A 12,283-nucleotide genomic window follows, 5' to 3' on the forward strand; every position below is an offset into this window, starting at 1 on the left:
ACAAACGATAAAAAACGCATTAATGGATTAAAATAATTCACCTATACATTAAGAGGTATTTTGTTTTCGTTGTGGTGTCACATTTTATGTGTTGTGTACGCATGGAAAGACTCAATGGCGCCGCGAACACGCAACGTAATCGACGCCAAAAGAAGGCTTATGATATTTCAAGTTACTACTGGCTTTCGTCATGAAAGCTTTTAAGGATCCAGTCAATAAGCAGTTGCACCTCGGGGCGATGTTGCTCGTTGGTGTGGCGTACCAGGTAATAGCGGTCGTGGCTATAAAGTGGCTGAGGGAACAAGGATATAAGCGTGTGATTATCAAACCATGCCTGGCTGATAGGTAACGGAATTAGCGCAACTCCAAGCCCTTGTTCTGCTGCGCGGGCGACACTGAACATACTGTCTAATTGAATAATTTGTTTAGGTTTAAATTGATCATACCCAATATTTTCGGCCCATTGGTGCCAGGCGTAAGGCCTAGCTTTATGTAATATTAACGGCACTTTGGTTAATGCTTTAAAGCCTTGTGAGGACAGCTCGCTGTGGAGTTGCGGATTACAGGCCGGAATATACGTGATAGGAAATAAATCATAAACATCGTCACTGGCTTGCTGCTTACCTGAGAGCATAATTGACACGTCTGTATGCTTAATCACATCACTGCGAGACTTAATGGTTTCAAGTTTTAGATTGATGTTGGGGTAACTCGATGACCACCCAATCAGTTTGGGCATAAACAGCTCGCTGGCGAAAAACTCAGGCATGGATATGCTCACTTCAAGCATACGATCTGACTGATTAAACTCGCTAACCGTATTAACCAATTGCTGCATAATGGGCTCAATGGCCTGATAAAACCGAGCGCCAACTTCTGTTAATGCTATTGAGCGAGTTTGACGAATAAAGAGCGTTTGGTTGAGGGTTTCTTCAAGTTGCTTTATTTGATGGCTAACAGCCGAAGGCGTAAGGTACAGCTTTTGTGCTGTCTCTTTAAAACTTAAACATTCGGCAGCTACACAAAAACACCGTAAACCGCGCATTGAGGTATGTAAAGGGAGCATTCAATTCTCTACAAAAGCAAATAATGACCTTAGGATTAATGAAAATCATGACAATAGGTCGAGAGTGGTGATAGACGATATAGCAATGAATGCAGCAAAGTTTAGACCATGCTATAAAATTATTACATAACAATATGTTGGAATGCTTACTATTTAGCATTTGAGTCGTGTTAGTGCTTTGTCGACACATTGGTGCACCCTGTTGGTGCGATTTGTTATCAAAAATAAAGCAGGGCTAGTACTTATTGGCTTGGTTTATTTAAAAATAGAGTGTTTCTTTCTGCTCGCCATCAATGAAAATGTCGCACTTGTCAGCCGTGCTGTTTTTTGTTGATTGAACAATACTGGCCACAACACCAAAAGCACCACCTTGGTCGCCTAAAACAGAACCAAAATAGCAATCGCCTTTAATAGCCATACCATTTAGCTTGGCGTTAAGGTGTTGGGTTGGGGTCATAGGAGGGAATCGACCTTGCATGATTGCGTCGCCATTGGCGATAAGTTGCAGTTTGTTTTTTTCTTTGTCGTAAATGCCGCCAAAAATGATAGTTTGGTCATTGACTACAACTGTTTTATTTTGTGCCACGATAGGAGGTTTAGCTGCACACGCGCTGAGAAGCACTGCGGCAGTTAACATAGAAATCACATGAGTTTTGCGCATTATTTTTCCTTAGTCTGCGTCGAAAGACATTACCTGTCTCTCGTATTAATAAACTAGCCCTGTTTATATAATGTTTCTCGCAATAGGAGACTGAAATATCAGTTTTTACCGTATTTCGGACGATATTGTAACAACTTATTAGCAAATGCCAACCAAAAAAAAGCCCGCTATTTCAGCAGGCTTTAGGTTTTTTAAGGGTTGTTACAACAAGGTCACCGAAAAATTCAAGGTGCTAGTTACACCTTTTGGTGTGGTTGCCGTTAGGGTTATTAGGCTAGTTCCTGGCGTGTCTTCATTTTTAAGTGTAAACGATGTAGCGGTACCGCCAGCTGAATTTCGATTAGGCACAGTATATCCCGCAAATGTTAATTCACCTTCGCTACTGCTCACCGTCAAGGTTGTGCCAGAGGGGAGTATTTGGTCTGCACTGTCGCTTAATACCACGGTAAAGGTTGCTGAGTCGCCATTGGCCATGTCTTCAATGTCGTTATCAAAATCAGTAATCACTGAACCATTTTGGCTTACAGTAAAGTTGGCTGTTGAGCCTGACATGGTTAACACCAAGGCTTTACGGATGTAGGTTGTCATGGCCGTGCTGTTGCATAAACTGCCCAAGCACTGAGGGCCGTTAAACACATCGTCACCTTCTTGGAATTCGTCGATTGATTTTGTATTAAAGTACGGCTCACCTAAATCGTAAGTACGAGACTCATTGTCATCTCTAAAGGCATCTGGTAAATCAACAAAACCACCGTCATGGTAGGTTTCTATGTCCATACCGTTACCGCTACAGGGCTCAGACGTTGTGCCAATTAAACAGCCATCAACTGCACTACCATCTTCATCATCAAACATGTTGTTGCCATTGGTGTCAAAGAAGGTCTCGTGCCCAAGGGCGTAAGCTAAAATGGTGATGCGGTGATCGCTCACCCGTGGTGATGCCGATGTCCAGGTGACGCTACAGCTCCCGCTTACGATGCTACATGAAGGCTCAATTTGGCCGCCTTCTGTTGTAAAGTTAACTGTAGTATCGTCTGGCGCTGGGTTGCCAAAGCTGTCAGATGCATACACGGTAATGGTGACATCTTCACCGTTGTAATCACCAGCTTCTGGGTTACTGTTTGAACTTGAAATACTAAAACCTAATTGCTGCGGCAAACCAGTGTTAACAGTGAGCTGTTCAGATTGGCTGGTAATGGTGTTGCCAGTATCAATATCGGTCGTTGATGCCATTACGCGTACAGGCGTAGGAATAGTACCAGCTTGCACTCTCACACTTACCAGACCTTCAGAATTAGTAATACTGCTATCAGTAGTCTCGCCATTAGAAAATACCAAGCCACCCACTGTGGTGTCGAGGCTAAAGTCAACCTCTTGCTGGGCTGCTGGCTGGCCATTAGCACTGCTTACCAAAAACGTTACCAATGAGGATTCTGTGGTATCTGTGCCACCAGAACCTTTGATGCGGATTTGCGTTGGGTCTGCAGACACAAAACTAATATTTGATAATGTTTGGCGTGCTAATGCGAACGATAAACTGGCGCTTAAACTGGTGTCATTTACCGTTGCGCTGGCGACGATGGTGTCTGTGCTTTCACTGTTGCCACTACAGCTGGTGTCAGAAAATGTCGAGCTTGCTGAGCCTGCAACAGTCGTGACTGGAGAATCTAGGGTTGCATTGTCGTTAGTGGTGCAATCTGAACTAAAACTAATGCTAATTGGGCTTTGCAGGCGGGTAATGGTGCCGTCAGCTGCTTGTGTTACTAACGTGGCGGTAACGCCAAAAGTACCACCTGCACTAATAGTATACTCGCCATCTGCATCAGCAGTGAGTGTGGTGCCTAGTACGTTTTCAATAAACTCACCGCTGGCATTGTAAGACCCTATTTTTATTGTGTCGTCAGTAATGACATCGGTAGAGGCTAGCACTTCATAAGCGCTAGTGCTGGTTAATGTGGTGTCGTCATATTCTACAGTGGCCGTGAGTAAACTGGCTCCTAATTCAGAATCGGTCGGGGTAAAGCTTAATGTGGCAATGCCTGTATCTGTGGTCAGTGCTGTTGAGGGCGTTAGTGTGGCGCTGCCGGCATTAAATGTAACAATTTGATTGGCAATACCCTGGTTGCTGCTGTCGGTTAATTGCGCGTTGAGTTGCACCGTATCGCCCACATTAAAACGGGTAGTTACACCGTTGCTGTCACTAATTGAAACCGTGAAATTCACCGCCTCTACCGGTGTTGTAGTGGTGTATTCTTTAAATTGGTAATTACGGCTGGCACTGATGCTTTCATCATCTGAGCTAAAGGTCGCTGTTAGCGTGCCCGCTTCTGTGCTGGTGGAACTCAACAAGGTGGTGGCGATACCGCTTGAGTCTGTTAGTACCGAGGCATTACTGAGTGTGGCGTTGGTGGTGCTAAATTCAATGAGTGCACCGCTGACATTGGCGCTACCTAATGTGAGTTTAGCAACAACACAAACACTGTCATTGAGATCAAATATTAAGCTGTCGGTACTGGCATCACACTGGCCATTGGCTACATCCTGGTAGCTAACCGACAGACTATAACTGTCATCTGATGTATCTGAATCGGTGCCGTCTGCGGCACCGTTACAACCTGTAAATAACAATATTGAAGCAAGAGATAAAAAAAGTGCACGTATCGTTGTTACAAGCTGCATTAGCAACATCCTTATTTTGTTATTCAGATAATGTGTAAATAAACGTTAGTCTTTTATTTCAGCTCTCAAATACTTAAACAGTTCTTTTGACGACTTTGACTCAGGCCCTTTCGCTAATTCTTTGTTGGCCTGACGGATCAGCTGACGTAATTTTTGACGGTCTAGATGTGGATGTTGATCCAAAAGCACCTGAACTTCATCGTCACCGTTAGTCAATAAACGCTCGCGCATTTTTTCAAAAATCTGTATCTGAGCGGCTTCATTATTATTCTTATTCAACACTTTATCTAGTGCTGCTTGAATAGGTTCGTGATCAAAACCACGCATCAATTTGCCAATATATTGTAAATGACGGCGATATGCTTCAGTTTTTTGTTTGATCAATTTAGATTTTAAAATGGCGTCATAAAGAAATTCATCTAGATCCATTTTATCTAATTGGGTTTTGCTTAGGGCAACTAGGCGCATGCCAAGGGCTTGAGCTTCTTCGCTTTCTTTTTTAAATCCAGTTCTGCTGACGTATTCGTCATCGTTATCATAGGGCTGCTGAAAGTGTTCAGAATCGCCAACAATCTTCATAGTCTTAACCTCGAGTCAATATAGGTTAATGATAGCATTTATTTGGCATTGAATATGCAGATTTTATTCAAGATATCGGGTTGGTTATCAATCGGCTTTTTAATTTGATATGCTAGCGTCAATTAGACTAATTAAAGAGTAAATTTGTGGCTTCTCATCCTTCTTCAGCGCCTAGCGCCAGTGAACCAACACCAAGAATTGATTCTGAATTATCGGCACTAAAAGATGCCGTAGCCGTTGCTTTAGAGTACGCGAAACAACTGGGCACAACTGCCGCAGAAGTCGCTATTAGCAAGCAGCAGGGCTTGTCGGTTTCTACTCGCGAGAAAGAAGTCGAGACCGTTGAGTTTAACAAAGACGGTGCATTAGGGATCACCATTTATCGTGATGGCCGTAAAGGTAACTCTTCAACCTCAGATTTAAGCCCAGAGGCCATCCGTGAAGCCGTAAGAGCGGCCGATGGTATTGCTAAATACACCTCAGAAGACCCATTTAGTGGTTTAGCTGATGCAGCATTAATGGCGCAAGATATTCGCGATTTACAGCTGTATCATCCACAAGATATTGATGCCGAAGAATTAGCGCAATTGGCTATTCGGGCTGAAGAGGCCAGTTTGTCGGTTGATAGCCGCATTCGTAATTCAGACGGTGCCACAGCCAATGCGCACACTGCCGCCAAAGTGTACGGTAATAGTCACGGATTTTTAAATGGGTATTGCAGTTCGCGTTACAGCTTAAGTTGTGTAGTGATAGGCGAAGAGTCTGATGGTAATATGCAACGCGATTACGATTATACCGTTGCCCGTAAGTATCAGGAGTTATTGTCTCCAGAGGCGGTTGGCCAGCAGGCGGCTAATAAAACCTTAAGCCGTTTAGATGCGCGTAAAATTGCCACTGCTAAAATGCCGGTATTGTTTGCGCCTGAGATTGCCACCGGTTTAATGGGGCATTTAATTGGTGCAATTAGTGGTAGCAGTATTTACCGTAAGTCGAGTTTCTTGCTTGATGCATTAGAAACACAAATATTCCCAGATTGGTTCAGTATTGAAGAGCAACCTCATTTATTAGCTGCGTTGGCCAGTGCTAATTACGACAGCGAAGGTGTCGCAACGCAGTCGCGCCGTATTATCGACAATGGTCAACTTGCCACTTATTTATTGACCAGTTACTCAGCACGTAAACTCGGCATGACCAATACAGGCCATGCGGGCGGTGTTTACAACTGGACCTTAAGCCATACTAATCAGACTTTTGATGACTTAGTTAATACGATGAACACAGGCTTAATTGTGACCGAGGTGATGGGCCAGGGGGTTAATGGTGTCACAGGTGATTATTCGCGTGGTGCTGCGGGTTTTTACGTTGAAAATGGCGAGGTGTTGTATCCGGTTGAAGAAATTACTATTGCAGGTAATTTAAAAGAGATGTTTAAAGGCATTCAGGGCGTGGGTAAAGATCGTGATCTGCGCTCATCAATTCGTACCGGTGGTATTTTACTGAGCGAGATGAAAATCGCCGGTAACTAATTTTTTACAATTACCGTAAGCCACATGCCCAATTGGTAAGTCATATTTAAATTAGCTTATTCTAATGTATTCATTTAGACCTCTTATCGGCCGATAAGAGGTCTTTTTATAACCAAAAAAGGCAATCTTGACGTTTTATATATCTACTTTACCTTTCTTGACAGTCGTTTACGCATGCAAAGAGTCATAATACTGCAAATGTAGCTAAGCGGTTAATGGAGTCATTATGTTTAACAAGAAAGTAAGCCAGTTGATAATTATGTCAACGGTTGGAGCGGTTCTATTAGGGTGTGGCTCTGATAGTTCTGATAGCAGTAGCAGCGATGTTGCTTATGTACAATATTACAATGCATCACCTAACAGTACTTCAACATCGTTAGTGTTAGATGACTACTCGTATACCGCAATTGATTTTGCTGATGCCATGCCGCGTTATGGTTACAGTGTCGACAGCGCAGAGTTAGAGATTTATGGTCAAGATGAAGACGGCGAAACTGTTACCGTTTACAGCGATACCATTGATTTAGCCGCCGACGATAACCATTTGTTTGTGCTTTATGGTGATTATCTTGATCCACAATTACTGGATATTAATTATAACCGTGATGAGATGGATGAGCTTAATGCGGATGAAGATTACGAATACAGTAAAATGCAGGTCTTGATTGCCAACGTTGCTACTGACGAAGGCACGTTTGACGCGTATATCTCACTCGATACCCAAACCATTGACGAAGCAGTAATGATTGGCAGTGCTTCATACGGCACTTACACCGACTCAACTATTCTCGATACCGACGATTACATTGTGTACCTAACAACAACAGGCACCAAAGACGTTATTTATACAACGGGTAGCATGGATTTAACCACTGAAACGGTTTACAAGTTCATCATTCGTAACAGTTTTGGTGCAGGTGACATTAAAGTGACTATCGACAGTGTTGATTCAACAACGACTGTTGATAATTATGCAGCGTTAGAAGCAACCGCTGATTATCGCGTATTTAATGGTTTGCAAACTCAAAGCATTGATATTGATATTACCAGTAAGCAAGAAACACAATATTTATATGATGTTTCACCGTTTGCAGTTACCGATTACCAATCAACGTCGTTTAACGATTACGGTATCACGGTAAAAGATGCAACAACTGACGCTAAGCTATTTGATAATTTATTGGTAACCTTTAACCAGGACGACATTAAGTCGGTGCTGATTTATCAAAAAGAAGACAGTTCAGTCAAAGGCATGGTAATCACTCAAGATTTACGTCCACGCGCATACGAATACAAAGTCGATGTTATTAACTTGTCATACGATTATGATGACTTAACTGTGTACTTTGTTCGTGATTCAGAAACCATTGAAACCGCTGAGTACACGTTAACGGATTTAGATTTTGTTGAGCAGCAAAGCACAACTCTGCCTGAAGATGACTATGAAATTAATATAGTGTATGAAGATGACAATGGTACTCAAACACTGGTTTATCAGTCTGAATCAATGAGTATCAGTGGTGGTAGTAACTTTACGTTTGTCTTAACGCCAGACACAGAAAGTGCACTAGGTCATAGACTGACTTCGTTAGACTAATTGAGCTTAAAGCTGGTCTCTAATACGGTATTAAAACAGTAATTAAGCCAGTTTAAAGACGAAAAAGCCGATATCAATGATATCGGCTTTTTTATGTGTTAACGCGTTATAGCACTGGCTTATGAAGTTTATTCGTCTTCATCTTCCACTTTTACGCCCCAGACATCATGTTCATCAGCGTGAATAATTTGTACCCAAACCTGATCACCTGGTTGCACGTCAAACTCGTCGGTTAAATACACTTTACCGTCAATTTCTGGCGCGTCCATGTATGAGCGGCCAATTGCACCTTCGGTATTTACTTCATCAATTAAGATTAAATACTCTTGGCCAATGCGCGCTTGCAACTTGTCGGCACTGATTTGTGCTTGTAGCGCCATAAAGCGTTGTAGACGATCTTCCATAACATCTTCTGGCACATGGTCTGGTAAATCGTTTGCTTTAGCGCCTTCTACCGGTGAGTATTTAAAGCAACCTACGCGGTCTAATTGTGCTTCTTCTAAAAAGTCTAATAGCTCTTCAAATTCTTCTTCGGTTTCACCAGGAAAGCCGACAATAAAGGTTGAACGAATCACTAATTCTGGACAAATCTCGCGCCATTTGGCGATACGTTCTAATACTTTGTCTGAGCTACCAGGGCGTTTCATTAACTTCAATATACGTTTGTTGGCATGCTGAAACGGAATGTCTAAATAGGGCAGAATTTTACCTTCGGCCATTAATGGAATAATGTCATCCACATGTGGGTAAGGGTAAACATAATGCAAACGCACCCACACGCCTTGTTTGGCTAATTCTTCACAAAGCTGTTGCATGTGAGTTTTAACTGGCATGCCATCCCAAAATGCCGTTTTGTGTTTAACATCAACGCCATAAGCTGACGTGTCTTGAGATATCACTAATAACTCTTTAACGCCGGCGTTGACTAAGCGCTGGGCTTCGCCGAGTACGTCACCAATAGGGCGAGAGTCTAAATCTCCGCGCATTGATGGAATAATGCAGAAGGTACAACGGTGATTACAGCCTTCAGATATTTTTAAATAGGCGTAATGCTTTGGTGTTAGCTTAATGCCATGATCAGGCACTAGGTCCATCAGTGGATTGTGCTTAGGCTTTTCAACATGCAGGTGCACTTGTTTAAGCACTTCATCATAGGCATGTGGGCCGGTAACGCCTAACACGTTAGGGTGAAGTTCAACGATTTCATCTTTTTTAACGCCTAAACAGCCTGTTACAAGCACTTTGCCATTTGCAGCTAATGCTTCGCCAATGGTTTCTAACGACTCTTGTACCGCGCTGTCAATAAAGCCACAGGTGTTCACAATAACGAGGTCAGCATCGTCATAACTGTTGGTTACGTCGTACCCTTCTGTGCGAAGTTGGGTGAGGATCCGTTCTGAGTCGACTAAGTTTTTTGGACAGCCCAATGAAACAAAACCAATTCGATTACCAGTACTTGGGATGCTTGTGCTGTTAGCCTCAAGAGTTTTTACTGGGATATCGAGCGTGGTTGTTTGCTTGGGTGTAAATGTTTCAACAGTCATAAGATCTCACACATAAAGTTAACGGATAACATGGGCATAAAAATGTTGGCGGATTATACCTGAAAGTCACGAAAGGTATAGAGCAATCGTGGTTGAAAATTATACTGTAAAAATTCGGCATCAGGCTAATAAAAAACGACGTGACATCGGTTAATGCCACGTCGTTATGATAACGGTAAAACTTGTTTTATTGGGTGCGGTAACGGCTTAGAATTTTACCTAAATTGGCTGCAGCTTTAGATAAGTCTTTAACACCATGAGCCGACTGTTGTGATAGCCCTCTGATGATATTTGATTTGTGACGTATTTCAGTAAGCTCTTTGGCGATGTCGTTTGCCACAGCGCTTTGTTCTTCTGATGAGGTCGAAATTTGAAAGCTCATGTCCATAATTGAACGCGATGACTCAGCAATGGCATCAATGTCGGTACCAATATCGCTGATTAAATCACTACTGGTTTGTGCTTGTTTAACCGTGTCTCGAGTAATACTGTCGATATTGAGTGTTTCGCTTTGCAGCAGCTCAATCATGTTGTGAATTTCTACTGTTGCAGCTTGAGTACGGCCTGCTAAGGTGCGCACTTCATCGGCTACTACCGCAAATCCACGGCCCATTTCACCGGCACGAGCAGCTTCAATTGCAGCGTTAAGTGCTAATAAGTTGGTTTGGTCTGAAATGGCATTAATGGTGGTAATCACTTCATTAATATTGGTTGCATTCACTTTTAACGTGTTGACCGAGTTAGACGTTTGCTCAATGTATTTAGATAACTTTTGGATCTCATTAATCGCACGTTTGGCTCTGTCGTAACTTTGGCGAGTGTATTCAGAATCCTGTTCAACACGTTCAGTTGAGTTACGAGCGATGTTAGACACTTCAGCGGCTGATGCGGTCATTTCTTCCATTGCGGTGGCAACAGAGTCTAAAGAGGCGTATTGCAAGTCAATTTGTTCTGCGCCTTGTTCTGCATCGCTAGCAAAAGAATCTGATGTTGCATGTAAGGTTTCTGTGTTGTTTTTTACCGCAATAACCAACTCACTTAAGGTGTCCATTGCTTTATCTAATGCGCAACCAATGGTACCAAACTCGTCGCGCCCAGGGTGAAAGCCTAAACGTGAGGTTAAATCGCCTTTAGCAATTTTTTCTGTGGTATCCCACAGTACCCACAATGCTCCGCCAATAAATGTGGCGTTCCAATAAAGCACAATAGCAAATGGGATAACCCATAAAAATGCCAATAGCATCGAGTTCATTGCAGCTGTTTTAGCATCTGACTCTTGGTTATATACGGATTCGCTGAGGGTGTAATACTGGCCAGCAGACGCATAAACCGCGGTCACGGTATCTTGTAAGCGAGAGCTGGTTTGAGCGCGGTTAGAAACCTGCAACCCAAGGCTTGCTGCCTGTTCAAGTTGGCCGGTTGTATCGAGCGCTTGTACCATTGCAGCAACTTTTTGCTCTAAAACCTGTACCGATTGTTGCTCTATTTGATCAATTTTGTTGACATAGCTGCCGATGGAGACGCTGGATAATACGATAAGAAACAGCGCGAAAATTGTCCAAAATTTGTCGTTAATGGACATTTTGATAAAGAGTTTATCGATACTTCTAAAATCAACTTGTTTCATAGCAAGGGTACCTAAATCGGTAAATACAATAAATGCAAATAGTAGATTAGCTTACAGTATTTTGATACTAAAATACCGTGCAAACTACAGTTATTATGACCAAAATAACAAACTAGCTAACTTTTTACTCAATATACCTGATGATGCACAATGTTATGCATCTGACAGGTTTATTGGATATATATCGACATAAAATCGAATAGCTTAAGGGGTTTATTGATTTTTAATGTCGTTAAGTTGACGCTGTAAAGCCTCTACGGTATCGCTTGTTTTAATGTGATGTCGCTAACATCATAGTTTACTGAAAACTCACCCACCTTCAATTGCAAACATGTTTTTATTGGTTAATTTTTATCCTTGTAAAATACATTTTGCTGACGATTTACAAAGGGATTGTGGTTGCATGGTTGTTGCGACTTCACTCAATGAGTCTGGTTAAAAAAACCTTTAATAACAGGCTCTTGCAAAAATCAGGTATTGTCAGTGGGTAAAATGATAAACCAAAAATGTTACAACAATTATCTTAAGGCTTACCTTATTCTAAAGCACTGTTTTACATTAAGTTTTTGTATTTTTAGTATTTGATTTTTTACTTTGTTTTTGTGTGTTTAAGTTATTTTTTAATCAAGTAGTGAGCGTGTTTACAATTTCATTTATGTGATAAAGGTTGTTTTCTAGGTTGTAATACCATTTCCATTAATTATGTGACTAATCAGAGTCGCTCAGACTGTTCAGTTTGAGGCGCATTGTTGAAATAATGGTTATTCCCTTCTAAGGCAATGCAACAAAGAAATGGACTGTCTGAGCGTCTCCTGCAAGGCGGGTTTCTGTGCCTTCTATGCTGCTTAATAGTATTTTGACGTACGACTGCATGGATGCAGGAGGTAGAGCAACGCAGGAGCAGTTGCCGAGAGCAACTATGCCTACAATCCTATTACTTGCCTAGAAGGCACAGAATTCCCGCTGAATGACCAGATAATTAGTGGAATTGGTATAAAGCTTTG

Annotated in this window: 8 protein-coding genes; 2 read left to right on the top strand and 6 right to left on the bottom strand. The window is 42.1% G+C overall.

Features of this window, described 5'->3' with window-relative positions:
• Positions 1–175: 175 nt before the first annotated feature.
• The 4 genes from K8B83_RS04350 to yjgA form a co-directional block, all read right to left on the bottom strand.
• A complete protein-coding gene (locus tag K8B83_RS04350) occupies positions 176–1,066 on the bottom strand; it encodes a LysR family transcriptional regulator (RefSeq protein WP_188739618.1) in 891 nt (296 codons plus the stop codon).
• Positions 1,067–1,325: 259 nt separating this feature from the next.
• Positions 1,326–1,727 carry a hypothetical protein gene (locus K8B83_RS04355; protein WP_188739617.1) on the bottom strand — a complete coding sequence of 134 codons (402 nt, stop codon included), beginning with the start codon at positions 1,725–1,727 and terminating at the stop codon, positions 1,326–1,328.
• Between the two features lie 201 nt (positions 1,728–1,928).
• Positions 1,929–4,406 (bottom strand): Ig-like domain-containing protein, encoded by a 2,478-nt coding sequence (locus K8B83_RS04360; RefSeq protein WP_188739616.1) that lies wholly within the window; start codon positions 4,404–4,406, stop codon positions 1,929–1,931.
• Between the two features lie 45 nt (positions 4,407–4,451).
• Positions 4,452–4,985 carry a ribosome biogenesis factor YjgA gene (gene yjgA, locus K8B83_RS04365; protein ID WP_188739615.1) on the bottom strand — a complete coding sequence of 178 codons (534 nt, stop codon included), beginning with the start codon at positions 4,983–4,985 and terminating at the stop codon, positions 4,452–4,454.
• 146 nt (positions 4,986–5,131) lie between these two features.
• Between yjgA and pmbA the strand changes: the two genes are divergently transcribed.
• Entirely contained in the window at positions 5,132–6,511 is a 1,380-nt protein-coding gene (gene pmbA / locus K8B83_RS04370; protein ID WP_223419225.1) for a metalloprotease PmbA, read from the top strand.
• A gap of 226 nt (positions 6,512–6,737) precedes the next feature.
• Positions 6,738–8,108, top strand: a complete 1,371-nt coding sequence (locus K8B83_RS04375; protein ID WP_188739613.1) for a DUF4397 domain-containing protein — start codon at positions 6,738–6,740, stop codon at positions 8,106–8,108.
• Positions 8,109–8,236: 128 nt separating this feature from the next.
• On the opposite strand, the gene rimO is transcribed toward K8B83_RS04375, so the two are convergent.
• A complete protein-coding gene (gene rimO, locus K8B83_RS04380) occupies positions 8,237–9,652 on the bottom strand; it encodes a 30S ribosomal protein S12 methylthiotransferase RimO (RefSeq protein ID WP_188739612.1) in 1,416 nt (471 codons plus the stop codon).
• Positions 9,653–9,839: 187 nt separating this feature from the next.
• Positions 9,840–11,279 (bottom strand): methyl-accepting chemotaxis protein, encoded by a 1,440-nt coding sequence (locus tag K8B83_RS04385; RefSeq protein WP_188739611.1) that lies wholly within the window; start codon positions 11,277–11,279, stop codon positions 9,840–9,842.
• Positions 11,280–12,283 lie beyond the last annotated feature (1,004 nt).

The sequence above is a fragment of the Shewanella inventionis genome (genome assembly GCF_019931735.1).
GTDB lineage: Bacteria > Pseudomonadota > Gammaproteobacteria > Enterobacterales > Shewanellaceae > Shewanella > Shewanella inventionis.

Bases quoted from the DNA above. Each gene is read 5' to 3' on its own strand.
- K8B83_RS04350 (WP_188739618.1), bottom strand. From the start codon at position 1,066: ATGCTCCCTTTACATACCTCAATGCGCGGTTTACGGTGTTTTTGTGTA.
- K8B83_RS04355 (WP_188739617.1), bottom strand. From the start codon at position 1,727: ATGCGCAAAACTCATGTGATTTCTATGTTAACTGCCGCAGTGCTTCTC.
- K8B83_RS04360 (WP_188739616.1), bottom strand. From the start codon at position 4,406: ATGCAGCTTGTAACAACGATACGTGCACTTTTTTTATCTCTTGCTTCA.
- yjgA (WP_188739615.1), bottom strand. From the start codon at position 4,985: ATGAAGATTGTTGGCGATTCTGAACACTTTCAGCAGCCCTATGATAAC.
- K8B83_RS04375 (WP_188739613.1), top strand. From the start codon at position 6,738: ATGTTTAACAAGAAAGTAAGCCAGTTGATAATTATGTCAACGGTTGGA.
- rimO (WP_188739612.1), bottom strand. From the start codon at position 9,652: ATGACTGTTGAAACATTTACACCCAAGCAAACAACCACGCTCGATATC.
- K8B83_RS04385 (WP_188739611.1), bottom strand. From the start codon at position 11,279: ATGAAACAAGTTGATTTTAGAAGTATCGATAAACTCTTTATCAAAATG.